This window comes from Pelagimonas sp. (assembly GCF_058892305.1).
In genome coordinates, this window is the sequence record NZ_JBZXVN010000002.1 from 16,276 (window position 1) to 36,936 (window position 20,661).

Here is a 20,661-nt window from a genome sequence, read left to right on the forward strand (position 1 = left end):
ATGACATCTCCCTTTCAGCTCGCTGCCTGTGCCGAAATGCTCTGGCAGGAGAAGCCGATTGCGTGGCGCGCGACAAAACTTCATGAGATGGGGTTTGGCGTTGGCCTTTGGAATTGGCCGGAATGGGATATTGATGCGCTTGAGAAAACCGGTGCGAATTTCACCATTATGAACGGCTATCTTGAAGGTCGTTTGGCGGATTCGGATGGTGCCGAGTTGCTGCTAAAATCGGCGCGGGAGACTGTGCAGATCGGCAAGCGGCTCGGTGTCGACCGGCTGAACCTGCACGGCACCGGCCTTGGCGACGGGGGCATTCCCATCTGGCAACACGATGTGATGCCCGGTGCCATGTGGTTGAAGGCCCGCGACACGCTGACTCGCATGTGCGATCTCGCTGAAGAGGAAGGCGTTGTCTTTACGCTGGAAAACCTCAACTTGATCGACCATCCGGGGTGCCCGTTTGGATCGACCCAAGACGTCTTAGCGCTTGTGTCATCAATTGACCGGCCGCAACTTCGGATCAACCTTGACCTGTACCACACCCAAATCGGTGAGGGCGATCTTATCCGCTGGTGCGAAAAATGCCTTCCTTGGATCGGTGAGGTTCAGGTCGCTGACAATCCGGGACGATGTGAGCCGGGAACCGGCGAAATCAACTATGCAGGTGTGGCCCATGCTTTGGCGAAACTGGGGTATTCCGGCCCAGTTGGCATGGAAGCCTTTGCACAGGGCGATGAAGTCGCCGCCCTAGAAGCCTTCAGAGCGGCGTTCACGCTCTAGCGGGCAGGTCGGTCAGCGCCGCAAGGCACTGGCCGTTTTTGAACCCCAGGACAAAGGTCCGCGGCCCCAGCATTCCCCGAACCTCGGCTACAATCTTTTCGATCCGACCACTGGTTATTGGCGCTTTGAAAACGGGCGTTACAACTTGGTGACGGCGCGCGTCTTGGTCATTTCTGCTCTGAACCCCGGAGACGGGCAGAGCCGCTTTGCGCAGGCCCAAAGACAGTGGCCCAATTTTGGCACTCACAACCAAACCGACCGTCGGGCGGTTTTGCTCTGAATCATCCATCGGGCAAACCGAGATTCTTAGCGATGCACGTCTGATTGGCCGGTGCGCCCCCTGCAATCAGGTTTAGGTCACGACATGACCCTTGCGCGATGCTTGTGCCGGATCGCCATTCGATACCCACAATTGTACGTGCCCCAAGTGGCACCACCATTCGGGCGGATAACGAAATTCGCTGATTTTTTTTAAAACGTCTTCACCACCTAACGTTGTTCGGACCAGCCGACAACACAGATGAGGAACGACGCAATGCAGACGATAAATGCCGTTGACATCCTGCGCCACAAGCCGCCGTTTCGGTTTGTTGAAACCGTTTATCTAACCTCGGAAACGCGTGCGATGGCTCCGGTTCCGGCCAATCCACCCGCCACAAAATGGGCGGCCTGCCCAGAGCTAAGCGTCTTGCCAGTGGAATACGCCGCGCAGGTTATGGGGGTGCTGATCCGCACCCGTTTGGGTGACAAGGGGGCCAGCGGCGTGCTGGCTGGGATCAGTGAATTCGCCTGGGACTTTATGGCCGAAAGCCTCGAAAGCGTCGAGCTGCGCCATACCGGCACCCGAGGAGCGTTTCACGATTTTAAAGCCCATTTTCTCAATTGCGACGGGTTGGTCTGTGCCCAAATGGCGGGCTTTGTGCACCTGTCCCCCGGCGAAGCAAACCGCAAACCGATCCATGTTCCTGTGCCCGAAGATGCACCGATCTATGACATCACCAGCTATGTCTGGGATGGCGACCAGATTTCTATGGGCGTTTTCATGCGCCGGGATTGCCCGGTTTATGCGGGCCACTTCCCTGATGCGCCGCTGACGCCGGGGGTGCTGATTGCGGAAATGATGTTGCAGGCTGCGTGCTGCAACCGCCCCGGCATGGGCCTGCGACGCCTGACCGATCTTGTTTTTAAATCCCCGCTTCTTCCGGGCGATACGGCCGAGCTTAGGCTCAAGCAGATCGCCTCGAACCGCTATTCTGCCACGCTGCTGCGTGACGGAAAACGATTGGCACGCGCGAAACTTGAACTCGACGACGTGCCTGTCGCCTCCTCCTCCCTCTCCTCTGACCTCATCTCATCATAAGGAAACCACTCCATGAACACTTCTGTTTTTGCTCCAGAGACAGCCGAAAAAATCCGCAATGTCGTGATTTTCGAAGGTCTTGAACTCGAAGAACTGGGCATCGAATTGGACGAAATCGAGCTGGACACCATGCTGTTTGAAGAAACCGGCCTGGATCTGGATTCGGTAGATGCGCTCGAAGTTTTGGCCGGTGTTCAGCGCGAATTCGGGGTCACATTCCCGGAAATCGACAGCGATTTCATCGAAAACAATGCATCGACCGTGCGCCAATTGGCCACCACCGTCACGCAGCATCTTGAAGAAACCGCCGCCGCGTAACCGCCGCTTTGCCACACTTCCATCACGGGACAACAGTGAATGATCTTTTTTGAAAACCTCAACCATCCCCTGGCTCGAAGCGTGGCAGATGCCTGCGCAGCCCAAGGGGACGACATCTTTGATGTCTCTGCCAGCAGCGGTGGTTTGGCCGAAGCCATCAAGGCCAATGGCACCCCGCGCGCTCTGGTTCTCACTCCGCCAGAGCGCTGTGAGGCGCTTGCCTTACGCGACGGGTTTGATGATCCGGCCAAGGCGCTGGCATTTGGTCAGGCCATTCACGCGGATGCGATGAATTTCCTGTCCGATTGCCGTCTGGCCACTCAGGCCATGATGACCGCCAAAACCGGCCATGTGCTGTTTTTGGGCATTGACGATGTTGCCGCGCGCCTCGTTGGTCTGCCAGAAAGCCCGATGGCCAACCAGTTGCGTGTTTCTGCGCTCAAATCCCTAGCCAAAGAATATGGCCGCATGGGGATCAAATATAACGCGATCCTGTCGCAACCATCAAAGGAAACTGTCGACCCCAAAACGTGGCGCAGTCAGCGTGACCAACTCAAGGTTTATACGATGCGCTTTTCGCCCAATGAGACCCGCGAATATGCCGATTTCTGTGCGCAGGCTGTGAAAGGGTCGTTGCCGTTGAACGGTGGCCTGCTTTGCCTTGGCAAAGGCGTGATGGAGATGGCGGCATGATCAATAGCTCCAAAGTTGCTCTGATCACCGGTGCGACCCGCGGTATTGGCCGCGCTATCGCCCAAAAATACGCCGATGAAGGGTGCCGTTTGGTGATCGTCTATCGGTCAAACCAGCAAGCGGCGGATGACACACAGGCCGAGCTGGAGGCAAAGGGCACCGAGGTTCTGATGTTGCAGGCGGACCTCTCTGATGCAGATGCCTGTGCCCGAGTTGTGGCCGCGGCCAAGGACCGTTTTGGCGGGATTGATACGCTTATCAACAATGCCGGCGGTGCCTATGACGGTGCCTTTGCCGCCATGAACCCCGAAGAATACGCCAATCTCATTCAGTGCAATTTGGTTGCTCCGATGTTGCTAACCATCGCCGCCAAAGAGGAACTGATTGCCTCGGCCAAAGCCGGGCGTGGCGGTGAAGTGGTGATGATGGCGTCTATGGCCGGTGTCACTGGGAAAGAGGGGCAAGTGCCCTATTCCACCACCAAAGGCGGACTGATGGGGGCCACGCGGTTGCTGGCCCGTGAATTGGGCGCGCAAGGTGTGCGTGTCAACGCGTTGGCTCCGGGTTTTATCCGTACCGAGATGGTCGAGATCCTTGAGCCGAAAATGTACGAACATGTGCTGTCGGCCTCGGCGTCACCGCGCATGGGGGAACCGTATGAAGTGGCCGATGCGGCCTGGTTCCTTGGGTCCTCCAACTCGTCCTACCTGAATGGCGTCATCCAACGGATTGACGGCGGGTTCCTTCGCTAAAGGGTTATCATGAAACATATTTCTACTGCTAACGAGGCTGCGCCTGTGGTGCGTGGCATGGGTGTCTATTGCCCACTTGGCACCAATTGTGCCCAACTTGAAACCGCGCTGCTTGACCAGCGTGACAGTATCGCAACGATCACCAGCTTTGACGCCTCGCGCTTTTTGTCCGATCAGGCATCAGCCTTTGGCAAGGACGTCGATGTCAACCTTGAGACGGGCGAAGCGGAGTGGATGGACCGCGCCACTCTCTTTACCATCGCCGCCTATCGCGAGGCTTTGGAACAGTCCGGCGTCAATCTTGACGACATTGATCCGGGTCGGATCGGCGTATGTCTTGGCTCGTCTCATTCGGGTCTTGTGCGTACCGAAGACGTCGCCCGCGGCGTGATTGATGATGCTATCGACACCATGGATCCCAAGGTGATTTCGGCGACTCTGGTGTCACATTGTACCGCCGTGATCAAACGCATGTCCGGGGCGCGGGGGCGGGTTCTGACAATCTCGTCGGCCTGTGCGAGCTCAAACTCCGCCATTGGTGTCGGGGCGGATATGATCCGCAAAGGCGAGGCGGATGTTGTGATTGCAGGCGGTGCCGACACGGTGTCCTTGTCGGTCATGGCGGGGTTCAATGCTTTGCGTGCTCTGGCCGCCGAAAAATCCGCACCTTTTGGGCAAGACATCGGTTTGTCGATTGGTGAGGGGGCGGGGATCGTCATTTTAACCCGCGCCGACGTGGCGGGTGCCGAAGATCACGGCCGTATTCTTGGCTATGGTCTGTCCGGTGATGCTCATCACGCCACCGCGCCCGATCAAGACGGGGCCGGGGCCGCCAATGCCATTGTTGCCGCGCTGAAAGACGCAGCGGTTGAGGCTGCAGAAATTGGCTATGTCAATGCGCATGGCACCGGAACGGAAGCGAACGATGGTGCCGAAAGCCGCGCCATTGCCAAACTGTTCGGCGACAGCGTGCCTGTCAGCTCGACCAAAGGCTACTACGGCCACACCCTGGGCGCGTCTGGCGTGATTGAGACGATTTCCTCAATCCTTATGGCCAAACATGGCAAAGCCCCGGCCAATTTGCGCATTGAAACCCTACGCGAGGGCGTTGAAGCGCTGAACTTTGCCAAGGCAGATAGCACGGCCGGTCCTGATACGACCTTGCTGGTGAACAATTTCGGTTTTGGTGGCAATAACTCGTCGCTTCTGGTGCGTGTCGGGCACGAGGCCGCCGAAAGCCTTTTACCTGCGTCAAACTTGGATGAGATCGTCATCACCGGGGCGGGGGCCTGTAGCGCGGCCGGTCTGGGACGGGACGTGTTTGAAAAAACCATGCTGACCAATGAACCGATTGCCGAGATCGGTGCCAGCGGCTTTGCCACGGCCAAAGTGGGGCCCCTGAAATTTAAAACTCCGGATCTCAAACCTTTTGCGCGCACGTCGCCCACCACCAAACATGCGCTGGTCGCTTTGAAAGAGGCCATGGGGGATGATGCTGACATCTTTGCGGAAAATCAGCGCTCTGGTCTCATTGGCGGCGCAGTGTTTGGGGCGCAGAAACCAACCGAAAAGTTCATGGAATCGGTGTTTCAGGGCGACCCGGCTTTGGCCAACGCCCACTATTTTCCGATGATCACCATGAATGCGACCGGTGGCGCGACGTCACTGGCCTATCAGATCAAGGGCTATACAACGACTGTGTGCGGATCTGCGGCAGCTCTGGCTTACGCGGCGGATCTTGCTGCGGTGAACCGTCAAGATCGTGTCGCCGTGGTTGCCGGAGATGAGATGACGGAACGGCTGGAACGTATCTATCACCGAACCGGCGTTGTGGCGCACCCTGACACGCCTCGCGCTGGCCGAGCTGAGGCATTGGGTGAGTTTGGCGGGGCCATTACGTTGGAACGGCGTGGCACAGCCGAGGCGCGCAACGCGCATGTCATCGCACGGCTAAGAGGCTGGGCCACCCGTCAGGACCCCGTCGATTTGTCGGTGGAAAAATCTGGCGAAGCCTTGATCCGGGCGCAAAAAGCCGCGTTGGAACAGGCCGGTCTTAGCGCCGAAAACATCACGCGTATTGTGGTGCTGGACAAGGGGTTGGCCCCAACCCACCGCGCAACGGCCAATGCGTTGAAGGCCACATTTGGCCCGAAAACACCACCGGCGATCCGCCCGGCCGATGTCTTTGGCTATGCGCCGTCCTCGGGACCTTTGATGACCGTTATCGCCGCGCTTTTGCCGGAAAAAGGCATCACCATGGCCACCGGGTACGACGTGATCGGCGACGCCTTTGCCTTTGTTCTGGAAGGTGGTGACGCATGACCATTGTGGCACGCAACACCTTTCCGATCACCCAATATCGCGTGATATTTGGCGACACGGATGCGGGGGGGATCGTGTACCACCCTCGCTATCTGGAACTGGCCGAACGCGGGCGCAATGAAATCATGCGCCATCTGGGGCTGGATGTCGGGCATTTGTTCGCCAAGGAGAACTATGGTCTCGCCCTGCGCAGTTGCGAGATGAAGTTCCACACCCCGGCGCTGTTTGACGATCTTCTGACCATTCAATCGACGCTGGGCAAGCTGAAAGCCGCCAGTTCGGTCTGGGTCACCAAGATCAAACGTGGCCCGACCGAGATTTGCACGGTCAGCGCCGAAATCATCTGCATGGACCGGATCAAACACCAACCGGCCATGTTCCCCCCCCATGTCATGGCCGCCTTTCAAGCCGCCGAACATGCCAAATCCAAACCCGTCGCAGAGGTGACACCATGAAATTGCTGCAAGGAAAAACCGCCCTGGTGACCGGAGCCTCACGCGGGATCGGACGCTCGGTTGCGGTGGAATTCGCCAAACAGGGGGCCAATTTGGTTCTGAATGCGTCGCGCACATCCGCTGCGATGGATGAAACCGTCGACTTGGTCAAAGAGACCGGCGCACAGGTCATCACCTCGATCGGGTCGGTTGATCAAGAGGCCAGCGCCCGCGCCATGGTTGGCGCAGCGGTGGACACATTCGGCAGCCTGGACATTCTGGTCAACAATGCCGGAATTACCCGCGACAAACCGCTGATGATGATGAGCGAAGAGGATTTCGACGAGGTCATTTCGGTCAATCTGCGTGGCACCTATCAGTGCTCCCGTGAAGCAGCGCGCCAGATGATGAAACAGCGGTCCGGGCGCATCATTCAGGTGAGTTCGATCTCGGCCCTGTCCGGGCGTCCGGGCCAGTGCAACTATGCGGCGTCCAAATCTGCGTTGGTCGGGTTCACCAAATCTCTGGCGCGGGAATTGGGCAAATTCAACGTCTTGGTTAACGCGCTTTATGTCGGTGTGATCGACACCGATCTGACCAAGAAAATGCCCGCTGCGGCAAAGAAAACCATCACGGCCAATATCCCCTTGGGTCGTGTTGGCACCCCCGAAGAAGTCGCGGGCCCATGCGTCTTCCTCGGCTCTGACCTGTCCACATTCGTGAACGGCACAACCATCAACATCTCTGGCGGAGGCTATGTATGACCCCCTTGACCCTTGAACAGGCGCGCGCCCAGGCGGCGGCGCGTCAGGAAACCACCCTGAAACTCAAAGAGGCGCTGATTGATTGCCTCGCGCTGGATAAGGAGCCAGCGGATATCCCTGATGACTGCCTGCTTTTTGGCGTTGGTCTGGGCTTGGACAGCGTTGATGCGCTGGAAATCGTTGTCGCGATTGAAAGCGAATTCGGCCTGCGTGTCGAAGACGAACACATGAAGGAAATCCGTTCCATCAACTCCATCGTCGATCTTGTGATCTCGGGTGGTGAATTGAAAGAAGAGGTGGCGTAAATGTCTATATCGTATGAAAAAATCCGCAATCGGGCCGGTTTGATTGATCTGGAAAACTGGGTGCGTTTCGATGTTAGCGGCGCGGATGCCGTTGACGCATTGGATAGCATCGTCGGTGGCAATGTTCTCGACCTGTTCGAAGGCAAAGCCATGAACACGCTGATCCCGACGATCGAAGGTGGTGTCGAGGCCATTTTGTGGCTTATCGCTACTGAAACCGGCTTTCTTGTTGTTGCCGAGCCAGAAGAGGCGGCACCCGTGGCTGCGGTTCTAACCGGGTTGGCCGACAGTTTTGACGTCACTGTTACCGATCAAAGTGACACGCAATTCCATATGGTTCTGACCGGCCCCGAAGCCGAAGCCATGGCCGAAGCGGCGTTTGGCGATGATATCCCTGCAATCGCTTTCCTGAACGCGTTTGAATTGCCTTCGGGCGTGTTGGCGGCGCGGATCGGTTTCTTTGGTGAATATGAATTGCACCTGTTTGGTGCCGCCGAGGCCAAGCCCGACACCGTCGCCGCCCTGACCGCAGAAGGCGGACAGGACATCATCACCGATCAAAGCGCCTTTCCGGTCATGATGGCGGAAATGCGGATCCTGAACCGGGCGCGGGACATCACCGCAGAGGCCTCTGTCTTTGATGCGGGTCTGCAATGGATGATCGACTTCCAAAAGGACACATTGCGCGGGGCCGAGGCTCTGAATGCGCGGCGTGACGACAACGGCCGTAGCTGTGTCTTGATGGTGCTTGACGGCGATGCCGCCACCGGGGCGCTGGATGTTGACGGTGAAAACGTTGGCGAAATCCGCTCGGCCTATGCCTCAGCCACGCTGGGGAAGACTGTGGCGCTGGCCTATATCGACGCCGATCTGGCGGTGCCCGGTCTGGTTTTGGGCAGTTCTCTCGGGGTGGCTGAAACCGTGTCGGCCCCGGCCTTTTTGTCCAAATCGGTCACCAACGCATTGGGTCAGGCTGCATAACCATGGCACAGGTTTCCGACGATACCACATTACATGACGGCCCGTTTCTACGGGCCGCCACACGGCTGATGTTGATTGGCCTCGCCGTTATGGTGCTGGCTCTGATGAGCCTGTATTTCGCTCCGATGGAGCTGGCACCCTTCGTATCGTTGGGCCTGTATGCCATGCTATTCGGGTTGGAGCGCCGCCATGGGGTTCTGTCCCCGGTGACGGCTTTGATGACTGGCTTTTACGCCATCTTATCGGGCGCGCGTCTTTATGCGCCCGATATCGCCTGGTCGGCCTATGCTGCACCCGCCGTTTACTTTCTCTTGGCGGCTTTGGTCTGGGGGCTTTTGCTGGCAAAACGTCCTTTCACCAAGGTTTATAGCCGGGGTGTCGGCTATGCGCCGCTGCATAGCTCTATGTCAGTCATGTGGGGCAGCCTACATGTGCTTGCGGGCTTTGCGGCGCTCTTGCTGATGCCCAATATTGCCTTTTTGATTATGCCAATGGGTCTGATGATCCTGGGTGCGGTGGGTACTCTGGTGTTGAACTTTGTCAGCATGGGCCCGACTCATGGCCGTCAAAAGGTTCACACCTCCGGAAAATTCACCTTTCGTCAGGTGCAAACCGAACAGGATCACGACCTTTTCTATGCCACGATTGCCGAAGCTTACCGGGCTGATCTGCAACGCGCGGCTGGTCCTCGTCGCAAGATCGACAAGGCCCAGATCGAAGCCGAGCACCGCGCTTCGGATGCGAAACGCGACGGTCATTCCATGCCGTTTCTGGTGTTTGATGGCGACAAGGCGGTGGGTGGGATTTGCATGTTCCTGGATCACAAGACCCTTGGCCTTCCTGTCGAACATGAGGCACATTTCAGCGCCGATGAATACCGCAAACGCGGTGGTGTCGTCGAAATGGGGCGGCTGGGCATTCTGCAACGGTACCGTCTTGAGCGCGGGTTGCTGACTGGTCTGTTCAAATGCGTGATAGAGGCCGCCGCCGAACGACGGGTTCACACGATCCTGAATGATAGCTTCACTTGGCAGATCAAATTGTATTCCAAGATCGGTTTCTCACCGATCACCGAGACCCCCTATTCCTGCGAAGATAGCTCGACTGGCTATGGTCTTTCGGCCCAACCCTTGGCGATGGATCTGGCGCGGATGGTGCGGTTGGATCAGCAAAGCACGACGGGCAGCGAAGTGCGCGACATGCTGAATGACTACGTCATTGAACGGTTCTTTAAGTTGCTGGCTGTGCAGGAGATTTTCCACCTGCGCCCGCTCGATCCCAAACCCCAACCCTATGCTCATGAGGTGGCTCATGCAGCTGAATAACCCAACATCAACCAAACCTTGGACTATAGGACGCGTATTAAAAATGACCTCTCGGACTTGGATCAGCATGGGCGTTTTGGCGGTGGTTTACGGCCTGACGGTCACCGGATGCAGCCCGGTTGCCGACCCTGACGGCACCCCGCGCATCACTGCCATCGCTGCCGAACAGCCACGTCTGACCCAAGCCAGCGCGCTGTGGTCTGACGAACGTGGCAAGTTTGGTGACCCCTTCACAGCAGGCAAAGCCGCCTATGATATTGCGCAATTGACCCATGATCCAAAGTGGGCCCGTGAGGCGATCAGCCAACTGGAGCAGGCCCGGATTGACATGCCAAGCTTTCCTTCGGCAACGGCCTACCTTGGATCAGCGCATTCGCTCATGGCGCGGGACTTTCCGCTCAAAGGTGCCTGGCAGGCGCTGCCCGGACCAGGGTTTGTGCGGATCTATCATGTCGAACGGGCCGAAGCGCTTTTGTCCGAAGCTGTTGCGATCGACCCAACCGATCCGGTCGCCCGGCTCATCCGCGCCGCCACGGTGATCAATATGCCCGGCGTCTTGGCGGATCATGATTTAGCACTGTCCGATTTCAACCAATTGGCCAAGTGGGACGCCAATCCAGAGCTAAACCCGAAACATGCGGATGTGTTGCGGTCAAAGAAATGGCGTGGGGATTTCTATAGCGCCTACGCCGAAGTGCTGCGCGCACAAGGCAAACCGGAATTGGCTGCCACCTATCAGCAGAAACTGACCGCTTTCCAGAAGGAGTTCGGATAATGACCACCGACAATACAATTGCCATTACCGGGCTTGGTCTGGTTGGCCCATGGGGCACAGGGCTTGATGCGCTTTGGGATGCCCAAACAGCGGGGACTGCTAACTTTGTCCCTTGTTCGCGCTACGAAAATGGCTTGCCTGCCGCCGAGGCGCAAAAGATCGACCTGCGCCGCATGTTGAAATCAGGGCAATTGTCCCGCGCGCCTTTGGTGTCCCAATACGCGGTCGCGGCAACCCATCTGGCGGTGAGCCAAGCCGGTATCCTTCCAGAACGCGGCGCGAAAAACGGCGGTGTCGGGATTGTGTTTGGCACGTCGAACGGGCCGGGGGCTGCGACGCAGCAGATCTATGACGATCTGATTGATACCGGCCCCTCTGGCGTCAAACCGCGGGTGTTTCAGGAAAGCGTGTTTAATGCGCCTGCATCGTTGGTTAGCATCCATTTCGGCTTTGCCGGTCCTATTCAGGTGGTTCCAGCGGCGGGCTGTTCCGGCACGGCCGTGCTGTTTCAGGCGCAGATGATGCTCGCTCAGCCGGGGATCGAAACCGTGATTGCGCTCTGTTCCGATGAAATGTGCGACGCGATCCAGAAAGGTCTACGCGATCTGAAATGGCACGCGGATTATGACGGGCAGGGCGGTTTGACCGATGGCGCGGTTGCCGGCGAGGGCGCTGTGGCGCTGATCTTGGAAAGCCGCAACCATGCCGAGGCCCGTGGCGCAACAGTATTGGCCGAATTGGCGGGGGTTGGCCTTGCCAATGACGCCGCAGCTTTGGGGCGCCCGGCCAAAGATGGGCGCGGTTTGGTGGCCGCCATCGAAACAGCACTTGAGGACGCGCAATCCGATGCGACCAGCATCGACATGATCCTAACGGGGTCTGCCGCCACCAAAGTTGAAAACCAGTTGGAGGGCGCAGCCATCGCCACGGTGTTTGGCGATCAAAACCCGGCACAGGGCAGTTCCAAACGCTCCACCGGTTTTGCCATGGGCACCGCCGCACTGGTGGAAATTGCGCTGGCTGTAGAAGCCATAACCCGCAACGCCGCCCCGGCTTCGGTGCAGGGCAATGCAGCACAGATCGACACCGTACTTTGCAACGCCATCGGCCTAAACGGCCAATTTGGTGCAACCCTAATCAAAGGAGTGGCCGCATGACCCAAACAGGTTGGATTTTTCCGGGCCAAGGGGCCCAATCGGCCCGCATGGCCGCCAAATTCATCGGCCGTGGCACGTTTGAAACCGTGCTGGATACGATCGAGGATATCTCGGGCAAACCGGTGCGTGCGTTCACCACCAAAATGGCCGACCAGGAGTTGAAACGAACGGATCGGGCGCAATTGGCGATATTTGCCATGTCCAGCGCCATCGCCGCTTGCCTGCGCGAAGAGGGGCTCAGCCCCGCATTTGTTGCCGGGCATTCGTTGGGGCATGTCTCGGCCCTTGCGGCCTCGGGGGCGTTGTCGCTTGAGGATGCCACGCAATTGGTGGTCGAACGTGGTCAGCTGATGTTGTTTTCCGGCGAACGAGTAGCGGGTGGTATGGGCGTTGTTCAGGGGTTGGCCGCAGATGTCGTTGCAACCACCCTGAAAGATGCCGGGCTGAAAGTCTGGCCCGCAAATCTGAACTTGCCTGACCAGATTGTTGTGTCGGGTGCCGTTGATGACCTTGAACCGGCGCGCGCCGCTTTGACCGAAAAGGGCGGCAAATGGGTGGGATTGAATGTGTCGGGCGCATTCCACTCCCCGCTTTTGGCGAACGAGGCTCGGGCCTTTGCCGAACGGATCAAGGATACGACGTTCTCCACGCCCGCTTGCCCGGTCCTGTCTAACAAAGACGGCGCGACAATGACCAATCCGCAGGAGGTTATGGATGACTTGCTCACCCACATGACCGGTCAGGTAAACTGGACCGCAGTGATGGCCCAGATCGCCGTTCAATCCCCCACCAGCTTGATCGAGGTTGGTCCGGGCAAGGTTTTGACCGGCTTGATGCTTCGGTTCAACGCCGCTCTGAAACCCGCCAGCACCGGCGTTCCCGCGCTGATGGATCGCGCCATCAACGCGCACAAACCCCAAATGCAAGAGGTCGCAGCATGATCCCGCATATGTCCAATCGCGGCGCAGTTGTCACCGGATGCGGTGTCATCAATGCCATCGCCAATGATTTCAATAGCTTCGGTGATGCAATGGTCCGGGCCGAAAGTGGCCTTGGCGACATCTCAAGTTTTCCTGCCGACGGGTTGCGCAACCCGCGTGCTTGTGAGGCCAAAGGTTTTGACGCCGAGGCCATTCGCATCGCACGCGGTGACAAGCGCATGGACCGCAGTTCTGCCCTGACTTTGGCTGCTTTTGATCAAGCGATGGAAATGGCCCAACTGGACCCTGCCGCCGTCAATCCACGGCGCGGTGCAGTCCTGTCGGGGTCAACGCTTGGCGGGGCGCGCACCGGGATGGGTTACTACCGTGGTCAGCGGGCAGGCAAACGTCGCCCGAGCACCCTGCGGGATTATTCCCTGCATTCGCCGGGGTACCGGCTCTGCATCGAAACCGGGTTTATGGGTCCGAACCTCGTGTATTCGACGGCGTGCACCTCGTCCAATCTGGCGCTGGCCACGGCGCAGGATTTAATCCGTGCGGGCAAGGCCGATGTGGTTTTGGTCGCTGGGTTTGATCCGATGTCCGAAGTCTCTGCCGCTGGGTTTTCGGTGATGCGCAACGTGTCGCCCGACCTGTGCCGCCCCTTTGACAAGGATCGTCAGGGGCTGGTTCTTGGCGAAGGCAGTGCGCTGATGATTGTCGAGGCCGAAGATTTCGCCGCCAAACGGGGGGCCCCCGTGATGGCCAAGCTGCGAGGCTATGGATTGTCATCCGACGCCCATCACATGACCGCGCCGGACGTCACCGCCCAGGGCCCAATGGCCGCCATGCGAAAAGCGTTGGATATGGGCGGTGCGAGCAGTGGCCAGGTGGATTTTGTCTGTGCCCATGGGACCGGGACCCTGCACAATGATGCGATTGAGGCCAAAGCCCTGCATGGTGTTTTGGGGGATCGTGCCGCCGAAGTGCCGGCCGCTTCGATCAAATCCATGGTCGGCCACACTCTGGGGGCGGCGGGCACGATGAACGCCGTCGCAGCCATGGCCGCCCGAGCGAAAAACATTATCCCGCCCACGGTGAATTTCCGCGAGGCCGAAGCCAATAACCCGCTGTCCTGTGCACCCAAAGCCCGCAATGGCGCGCCCTCACTGGTGCTGTCCAATACGCTGGGATTTGGCGGCTCTAACTGCTCGGTCCTTTTGGAACTGGCCTAACCCAAGGAATTGATGACATGAAAGACATGGTAACCACCTCCTATGACATTCAGGCCATCATGGCCCGCTTGCCGCATCGCTACCCGTTTCTGATGATTGACAAGATCGAAGACAGCGGACCGGGCTTTGCCGTGGCGATCAAGAATGTGTCGATCAATGAGCCCTATTTTCAGGGCCATTTCCCCGATTATCCTATCATGCCCGGCGCGCTGATCACCGAAGCGGCGCTTCAGGCCTCGGCCTTTATGGGGCCGACAGGGGATGAGGTCGGCGATGCGCCGGATGCCTCCAACACTCGGTTCTTCTGTGTTGGTTTCAACATGAAATTTTCCGGCACCGTTCAACCCGGCGATCAGCTTCGCCTTGAGGTTCGGCTGGTCAAACGCATGGGCCAAATGACCAAGGTCAAAGCCCGCATTTCAACCGAAAACGGCCTTGTCGCCACCGGTGACATGAATCTCGCCACAGCCCCAAAGGAAGACTGATATGAGTAAGATCTCCACATTCTCGCGCGCGCTTTGCCTTGCCTCCTTTGCCGCCTATGCGCCGGTGGTGGCCGTGGCGGTTTTGACTGCCACCCCGGTATTTGCGGCGCAAACCGCATTAGAAAGCGCTATTGCACTACATGATGCCGGCCGTGCCGGTGACAGCAAGGCTACATCACAGGCGGTTGAGGCCTTTCTTGACCTGATGAAAGCCGAGCCAGCCAATGCCATGGCGGTGGCCTATTTGGGGTCCAGCTATGCGATCACCGCGCGCGATAGTCGGTCAGTCACCGACAAGGTGAGGTTCACCAATCGTGGGCTGCGTTTCCTTGATCAAGCGGTCTCGATGGCACCAGATGATTTTGTCATCCGGCTGATCCGCGCCAATGTTGCGGGCAACCTTCCGGCGATGTTTGGGCGCTCGGAAACCGCCGTAGAAGATGGGCTCGTGCTCGACAAGATATTCAGCGCCGCACAGGCGCCATCCATGGCACCGCATATGGCTGGGATTTACGATATGCTGGGTGAACAGGCCGCTGATCAGGGTGATTGGGCAAGCAAAGCTGCCGCCGCGCGCAAATTGGCGGGGTCCTGATCATGGGTCAGATTTCGCTTAGATCGGTGAGCCGTACCTATGCCAGCGATGCCTATTCGCTGACGGTGCTGGACCAGGCCGATCTGGATATTCCCGACAGCGCCTTTGCGGTGATTTGCGGCCCGTCCGGGTCGGGTAAATCCACGCTTTTGAACATGATCGGGGCGTTGGACCGTCCCGATAGCGGGACCATCACCATTGCCGGTACCGAGATCGCGACATTGAACGAACGCCAATTGGCCAAGTTCCGCAATGACACCATCGGCTTTGTGTTTCAAAGTTTCCATTTGCTGCCGGTCCTTACGGCGGCGGAAAACGTCGCTTGGCCGTTGTATTTTCAAGGGGTTAAGCGCCGTGACCGAATGCGCATTGCGCGCGAAAAGCTGGCTTTGGTCGGTTTGACCGAACATGCTGACAAACTACCGGGCAAGCTTTCTGGCGGTCAACGACAGCGTGTTGCCATTGCCCGTGCGCTTGTCTGCAACCCGCGGATCATCCTGGCGGATGAACCCACCGCCAATCTGGATCGCAAGACGGCCCAAGGCGTGTTGGACCTGATGAGCGAGTTGAACGCCCATCACGGGGTCAGCTTTCTCTGTGCCACCCATGACAATCTGGTTGTCGACCATGCCCGTCAGGTCATTTCACTTAGCGAAGGTAAATTGCACATGCAGATTGTCCCTAGCCTAAACGAGGTGGCCCACCATGCTTGACCTCTTTTACATCGCGGCTCTGAACATCTTTCGCAATGCGCGCCGATCCACGATCACCATCCTGTCGATTGCGGTGGGCTGCTGTGCGCTGACCTGTTTTGGGGCCTTCATTAACTTTACCTTTGAAGGGCTGCGCGAAACCACCATCCGTACCCAGCTTGGCCATATGCAAATCTATGCGGATGGCTATTGGGAAAAACATGTTTCCGATCCGGCGTCGGTTATGATCCATGACGTAGGGGCGCTCGAAACCGCGCTGGAAGACATCGAAGGCATCTCGACCGTCACCCATCGCGTCAGCTTTTCCGGGATTGGCACAACCGGGCAGGCCTCGGTCAATATGTCGGTCACGGGTGTAGATCCGTTGCGCGAAATGGATTTCGCGGATTTCGAAATCGTGGTGAAAGGCCGCAATCTCTTGCCCGGAGACACCCAAGTCGGTGTGATTGGCGATGAGCTTGCCAAGGGGTTGGGGGCCAAGATCGGCGATTGGGTCACCGTTATGACAACCTCTCTGGATGGGATGTTGAACGCGGTTGATTTCGAAATCGTTGGCATCGTGCGCACCGGTTCAACCGAATATGACAGCGTCTTTGCCAAAGTACCAAGCGATCTTGTGCAAACTGTTATGGATACTTCGGCCGTGGAACGGGTGGTTGTCATGCTGGACAATACCGCCGAACTGCCGACATTACGGCCCCTTATCGAGGCGAGAATTGCCGCGCTTCCGGAAGCTTATGAAACCCGTCAATGGGATGAACTGGCCGGGTTCTATGAGGCGGTTGTGTCGCTCTATAACGGGCTGTTCCGCATCTTTTCAGGCATCGTTGCGGTGGTTGTCATGTTCTCGGTTGCCAACACCATGACCATGGCTGTTTTTGAACGCATGGGCGAAAGCGGTGCGCTGCGCGCCATTGGGGCCACCCAAGGCACCACCATGCAGATGTTTCTAAATGAGGGTCTCTTTATCGGGCTGCTGGGCGGCACGGTTGGGGTGATCCTGTCACTGCTCATTTCCTGGGGGATCGAGATGATCGGGGGCATTCCTATGCCGCCTCCGCCCTCCATGTCGCAAGGCTATCAGGCCTTCTTCCTCATGACACCGGCTGTGCTGGCAAAAGGCTTTGTCGTCTCGGTCGCTGCGGCGCTGGTGTCTTCCATTTATCCTGCCTGGGCTGCGTCCCGTGTGAACATTGTAGAGGCTTTGCAAAAACCATGCTGAAATCCATCATCAAACCCGCCTTAATCGCCCTGTCTTTGTCCATCGCTGCCGCGAGTTCGGCTTTGGCTGCCGATGGCAACGCTCTGCTGCGAAAAGTGGATGACATCCGCGCGCCGGGTGCGAATTTCACCTTTGATCTGAAATTGAACTCTGGTGGCAAAACCGAACAGCTTGAGGTTGCGGTGCAAAACTCCAGCAAAGGGCTGGTTCGTTACACCAAACCGACCAAAATGGCGGGCCGTTCGATCCTGTTTGTTGACAAGAACATGTGGGTCTATGTGCCCGGAACGCGGCGCGCCTTGCGCATCTCGCCGCAACAAAGGGTGCTGGGCGGTGTGTCATCGGCCGATGTGGCGCGTACGGTCTATTCCACCGACTACAAGGTGGCCAAGACCTCAGGGTCGGGCAACAGCATCGTGTTGCAATTGGTGCCCAAAACCAAATCTGCTGCCTATGCCCGCATTGATCTAACCGTTGCCAGCAGCGGTGCGCCAAAGCAGGCGGTGTTTTATGCCGGTGGGGGGCGCAAGCTCAAGACCATGCATTTCGGGGGCTATAAAACTGTGCTGGGTGCCAGCCGCCCAACGCAGCTGAAAGTGGTCGATCATTTGGAAGGCGGCAAAGTCACCACCATGACCTATAGCCGCTTCAAAAAGGCCAAGACACCTGCCTCTTGGTATCAGCCCGGCAATCTGAGCCGCCTCTAAACCTAGTTGCCCGCCCCATTGGACCCATTTCGGAGATTTGACATGACCATGTCCCCCCCTTGCGCTACCGCGCTGGCGACCTGTCTGACCTTGCTAAGCACCGGTCCGGCCCGCGCTGCCGAACTGGACCTTGATCTGACGGGGCGGGCCAGCCTTTTTGGCCAACGCAACACAATCAGCGCCACCGATCTGGTGCCAGACCCGGACGGGTCAGGGTATCAGGAGGCGCTATCCGGTCTGACCGGAACGATGGGTGCCAAGCTAAGCTACGGTCGCTTGAGCATCACAACCCAGTTTCGGGCCGAGGCCCAAGATAGCCAAGTCGAGACGTTTACCGATGAGGCCTATGCCGAAGTCCTCCTTGGGGACGCCCTGTTCCTATACGGCGGTCGGCGTATTCTGTCCTATGGTCAGGCCTATGGGCTGAATCCGGCGGACATCCTGCATGATCCGCTGGCGGAAAACCGGATATTTCCAACCGGACAAGCGCGAAGCGATGTGAAAGGCACAGACCTGATCGGTGCGGATCTGTTGTTAGACAATGGGTCGTCGCTATCTCTGATCTATGCCCCCGACCGCGATGACCCTCGACTTGGTGTCAAAGAAGATTTCGCCATGTTGCGCTTCTCCGGCCTTATGGCTGATGGGGCGGCGGATTATACGCTGGCGTTGATCGGTGGTGAACGTCCTGGAGCTGCAGTTTCGTTCAGTTGGGGTTTGGGGGACGCTTCGGTTGTCTATATGGACGCCACATTCCGAAAAGGCCGAGAAAAACAAACCGTTGCGGGCACATCCCCCATGGGGCATCTGCTTCTTGATCCGCTGGAAACGGACAAAATCCAACCTTTTGTCACGCTTGGCTTTGGCCACACCTTTGAAAACGGGATCTCGCTGAATGCGGAATACACCCGCGATGCGGGAGGGTATAACGATGCTGAATGGGACCGTATCATTGATGCGCTGGACACAATCACTCCGACGCAATCCGCCGTGCATGGTCAATCTCTAGGCCGCCTGAACGGCGTTTTGAATCACTACACCCTGCGGCAGAATTACGGCTTTCTCCGCGTTAGTCATGACGCCTTGTTCGGAAAGCCAATCAGCGGCGAGCTGACGGTTTTACATGGGCTGGATGACGGTTCGGGCAGTCTGGCCCTGAGGCTGGAAATGCCATTGGGTGACCTTGCGACAATCGGGCTACAGGCCAGCCAAAAATACGGAGGCGAAAATACCGAATTCAATCTGCGTCCAATGCGCGATTCCCTTGCCATCTACACCACAATGAAGTTCTGACCATGACCCTGATTGCAACTCCTAAAACCGGTACCAAAATCACCCCGCTGCCTGCGCAACCAAAACTAAACTGGCCCGGTGGCCCGGCGCAGCTGTACATGCAACGTCTCAATGGCACTTATCGACTACCCTCGCACTTGATGGATCAGCTGACTAAACGTGACCGTCAACGACTAGAGCGTAGCCCCCGTCCCGACAAAACGCACCGCGCCCTTGCCGCGCGGGTGCATGTCCGCCAAATGTTGGGGTCCGTTTTGGGGATTCACGGCCAAGATGTCGAGTTGGTCAGTGACGCCGAAGGCCGGCCTGGCCTGCATCGTCGGTATGGCATTTCCCGCGACAGGCTGGATTTTTCGATCAGCTATGGCCCCTATGGCTATGCGGCCTGTATGGCCGCGGGGCATCACGTTGGGCTTGATATTGAGCGGTTCACCCCCAAGCAGGAAGACAGTTTTGACAAGCTGTTTGGCAGCCGTCAGGCGCGACGTGCGCAAACCCATTTTAGTCCACAAGTGCTTTGGACGCGCATGGAAGCCTATGGAAAGATGCAAGGCGAAGGTCTGGGATATGGCATGAAGAAACTGTTCAAGATCGCCTTGGACCCGGCGCGCGCGCCTATCTCAAGTCACTTTCTGGATTTCCGAATGGGGCAGGGGGTTTCCGCCGCTGTTTGCCTGTCCGGCTCGGCCTGTGGGCCGTTGAGTTTGTTGCATCTTTAGGGGCTGCAAGAGAGGTCTGAAATAGGTCGGCCCTCGCCTTTTGGGGCGAAACAGGGCCGGACATATTCTTGTTAGATTAGGCCCATCTGGGTCGCCTTGGTTACGGCCTGAGCAAGGGTCACGCTATCAAGTTTGACCCGTGCCATTTTCAAATAGGACCGGATTGTGTGCTCGGACAACGACAGGATAATCGCGATTTCGGAATAGGATTTCCCAAGCGAGGTCCATTTCAGACACTCATATTCGCGTGGTGACAAATGCGGCACATCCCCCGCTTCGGCAAAGGCTTCGGACACGCCCTTCATATGGAGGTCCGAGGCCAACAGGCCCAGTTGATCGCCTTTCTCGTCGATGAAGGCGCGCCATTCGGGTTCATCGAGGTGGGAATTTAGGGACAAAACGCTTTTGCGGCCAAGTTCATCGACACATGGTATGGAATAGCCACTTTGGCCAATCTTGAAATCCTTGGATTTGGCCAAAAACGCTTCCTCAGGGCCCGTCAGATCGAGTGAGGACCAGACAAAGGGCTTTTTGGCGGCTGTCGCGGCTTTCAGAATTGGATCACTGCCCACCAAATTGTTGAGCAGATAAAAGCTGACCCATTCCGGCGGGTAGGTGGTGCGGACAAACGGGTTGTCCATCTGGGCCGACACATTGTTCATCAAATGAAATGTGACAAAATCAATGGCGCTGCATTCCTGTAAAACGGCAATCGCATCGGCGATCGAGTTCGACATCAACAGGTCATTCAGAACACTCTCATAATCAAACGGCATAACCCGGTCACTCCTTAACGATTCGCTTGG

General features: G+C 57.6%; 24 protein-coding genes. 22 read left to right on the forward strand and 2 right to left on the reverse strand.

Annotated features, from left to right (window positions below):
• The gene (locus AC5EFR_RS00950; RefSeq protein WP_493574109.1) at positions 1-780 is read left to right on the forward strand and encodes a TIM barrel protein; all 780 of its coding nucleotides are present in this window, start codon (positions 1-3) and stop codon (positions 778-780) included.
• Here AC5EFR_RS00950 and AC5EFR_RS00955 read toward each other — a convergent pair.
• On the reverse strand, positions 770-1,069 hold the full coding sequence (locus AC5EFR_RS00955) for a hypothetical protein (RefSeq protein WP_493574110.1): 300 nt from the start codon (positions 1,067-1,069) through the stop codon (positions 770-772). The genes AC5EFR_RS00950 and AC5EFR_RS00955 overlap by 11 nt on opposite strands.
• A 246-nt stretch (positions 1,070-1,315) precedes the next feature.
• On the opposite strand from AC5EFR_RS00955, the gene AC5EFR_RS00960 reads away from it, so the two are divergent.
• From AC5EFR_RS00960 to AC5EFR_RS01060, 21 genes are read left to right on the forward strand one after another with little or no spacing between them, the layout of a single operon-like run.
• Positions 1,316-2,140 (forward strand): 3-hydroxyacyl-ACP dehydratase FabZ family protein, encoded by an 825-nt coding sequence (locus AC5EFR_RS00960; RefSeq protein ID WP_493574111.1) that lies wholly within the window; start codon positions 1,316-1,318, stop codon positions 2,138-2,140.
• 12 nt (positions 2,141-2,152) lie between these two features.
• Positions 2,153-2,458, forward strand: coding sequence for an acyl carrier protein (locus AC5EFR_RS00965; RefSeq protein WP_493574112.1), 306 nt, complete (start codon positions 2,153-2,155; stop codon positions 2,456-2,458).
• Positions 2,459-2,497: 39 nt separating this feature from the next.
• The gene (locus tag AC5EFR_RS00970) at positions 2,498-3,151 is read left to right on the forward strand and encodes a hypothetical protein (RefSeq protein WP_493574113.1); all 654 of its coding nucleotides are present in this window, start codon (positions 2,498-2,500) and stop codon (positions 3,149-3,151) included.
• Positions 3,148-3,903 (forward strand): SDR family NAD(P)-dependent oxidoreductase, encoded by a 756-nt coding sequence (locus AC5EFR_RS00975; protein WP_493574114.1) that lies wholly within the window; start codon positions 3,148-3,150, stop codon positions 3,901-3,903. The genes AC5EFR_RS00970 and AC5EFR_RS00975 overlap by 4 nt, the downstream gene beginning before the upstream one ends.
• Positions 3,904-3,912: 9 nt before the next feature.
• Complete coding sequence (locus AC5EFR_RS00980; protein ID WP_493574115.1) at positions 3,913-6,225, forward strand: beta-ketoacyl synthase N-terminal-like domain-containing protein; 2,313 nt, start codon at positions 3,913-3,915, stop codon at positions 6,223-6,225.
• On the forward strand, positions 6,222-6,680 hold the full coding sequence (locus AC5EFR_RS00985) for a YbgC/FadM family acyl-CoA thioesterase (RefSeq protein ID WP_493574116.1): 459 nt from the start codon (positions 6,222-6,224) through the stop codon (positions 6,678-6,680). The genes AC5EFR_RS00980 and AC5EFR_RS00985 overlap by 4 nt, the downstream gene beginning before the upstream one ends.
• Positions 6,677-7,423: a 3-oxoacyl-ACP reductase family protein gene (locus tag AC5EFR_RS00990; protein ID WP_493574117.1), complete on the forward strand. Its 747-nt coding sequence runs from the start codon at positions 6,677-6,679 to the stop codon at positions 7,421-7,423. The genes AC5EFR_RS00985 and AC5EFR_RS00990 overlap by 4 nt, the downstream gene beginning before the upstream one ends.
• Positions 7,420-7,728, forward strand: a complete 309-nt coding sequence (locus AC5EFR_RS00995) for an acyl carrier protein (RefSeq protein ID WP_493574118.1) — start codon at positions 7,420-7,422, stop codon at positions 7,726-7,728. The genes AC5EFR_RS00990 and AC5EFR_RS00995 overlap by 4 nt, the downstream gene beginning before the upstream one ends.
• Positions 7,729-8,709, forward strand: coding sequence for a glycine cleavage T C-terminal barrel domain-containing protein (locus AC5EFR_RS01000; protein ID WP_493574119.1), 981 nt, complete (start codon positions 7,729-7,731; stop codon positions 8,707-8,709).
• A 2-nt stretch (positions 8,710-8,711) separates the two neighbouring features.
• The gene (locus AC5EFR_RS01005) at positions 8,712-10,034 is read left to right on the forward strand and encodes a GNAT family N-acetyltransferase (protein WP_493574120.1); all 1,323 of its coding nucleotides are present in this window, start codon (positions 8,712-8,714) and stop codon (positions 10,032-10,034) included.
• Positions 10,035-10,077: 43 nt separating this feature from the next.
• A complete protein-coding gene (locus AC5EFR_RS01010) occupies positions 10,078-10,809 on the forward strand; it encodes a hypothetical protein (RefSeq protein WP_493574121.1) in 732 nt (243 codons plus the stop codon).
• Complete coding sequence (locus AC5EFR_RS01015) at positions 10,809-11,966, forward strand: beta-ketoacyl synthase N-terminal-like domain-containing protein (protein WP_493574122.1); 1,158 nt, start codon at positions 10,809-10,811, stop codon at positions 11,964-11,966. Before AC5EFR_RS01010 ends, AC5EFR_RS01015 begins: the two co-directional genes overlap by 1 nt.
• The gene (locus tag AC5EFR_RS01020; RefSeq protein WP_493574123.1) at positions 11,963-12,907 is read left to right on the forward strand and encodes an ACP S-malonyltransferase; all 945 of its coding nucleotides are present in this window, start codon (positions 11,963-11,965) and stop codon (positions 12,905-12,907) included. Before AC5EFR_RS01015 ends, AC5EFR_RS01020 begins: the two co-directional genes overlap by 4 nt.
• Complete coding sequence (locus AC5EFR_RS01025) at positions 12,904-14,121, forward strand: beta-ketoacyl-[acyl-carrier-protein] synthase family protein (RefSeq protein WP_493574124.1); 1,218 nt, start codon at positions 12,904-12,906, stop codon at positions 14,119-14,121. The genes AC5EFR_RS01020 and AC5EFR_RS01025 overlap by 4 nt, the downstream gene beginning before the upstream one ends.
• A gap of 17 nt (positions 14,122-14,138) precedes the next feature.
• A complete protein-coding gene (fabZ, locus tag AC5EFR_RS01030) occupies positions 14,139-14,606 on the forward strand; it encodes a 3-hydroxyacyl-ACP dehydratase FabZ (RefSeq protein WP_493574125.1) in 468 nt (155 codons plus the stop codon).
• A 1-nt stretch (position 14,607) separates the two neighbouring features.
• Positions 14,608-15,201: a hypothetical protein gene (locus AC5EFR_RS01035; RefSeq protein WP_493574126.1), complete on the forward strand. Its 594-nt coding sequence runs from the start codon at positions 14,608-14,610 to the stop codon at positions 15,199-15,201.
• 2 nt (positions 15,202-15,203) lie between these two features.
• Entirely contained in the window at positions 15,204-15,914 is a 711-nt protein-coding gene (locus AC5EFR_RS01040) for an ABC transporter ATP-binding protein (protein WP_493574127.1), read from the forward strand.
• A complete protein-coding gene (locus tag AC5EFR_RS01045; protein WP_493574128.1) occupies positions 15,907-17,136 on the forward strand; it encodes an ABC transporter permease in 1,230 nt (409 codons plus the stop codon). The genes AC5EFR_RS01040 and AC5EFR_RS01045 overlap by 8 nt, the downstream gene beginning before the upstream one ends.
• Positions 17,130-17,843, forward strand: a complete 714-nt coding sequence (locus AC5EFR_RS01050; RefSeq protein WP_493574129.1) for an outer membrane lipoprotein-sorting protein — start codon at positions 17,130-17,132, stop codon at positions 17,841-17,843. Before AC5EFR_RS01045 ends, AC5EFR_RS01050 begins: the two co-directional genes overlap by 7 nt.
• 42 nt (positions 17,844-17,885) lie before the next feature.
• Positions 17,886-19,136, forward strand: a complete 1,251-nt coding sequence (locus AC5EFR_RS01055; protein WP_493574130.1) for a hypothetical protein — start codon at positions 17,886-17,888, stop codon at positions 19,134-19,136.
• 2 nt (positions 19,137-19,138) lie between these two features.
• A complete protein-coding gene (locus AC5EFR_RS01060; protein WP_493574131.1) occupies positions 19,139-19,855 on the forward strand; it encodes a 4'-phosphopantetheinyl transferase family protein in 717 nt (238 codons plus the stop codon).
• A 71-nt stretch (positions 19,856-19,926) separates the two neighbouring features.
• On the opposite strand, the gene AC5EFR_RS01065 is transcribed toward AC5EFR_RS01060, so the two are convergent.
• Positions 19,927-20,631, reverse strand: coding sequence for a helix-turn-helix transcriptional regulator (locus tag AC5EFR_RS01065; protein ID WP_493574132.1), 705 nt, complete (start codon positions 20,629-20,631; stop codon positions 19,927-19,929).
• Positions 20,632-20,661: the final 30 nt, after the last annotated feature.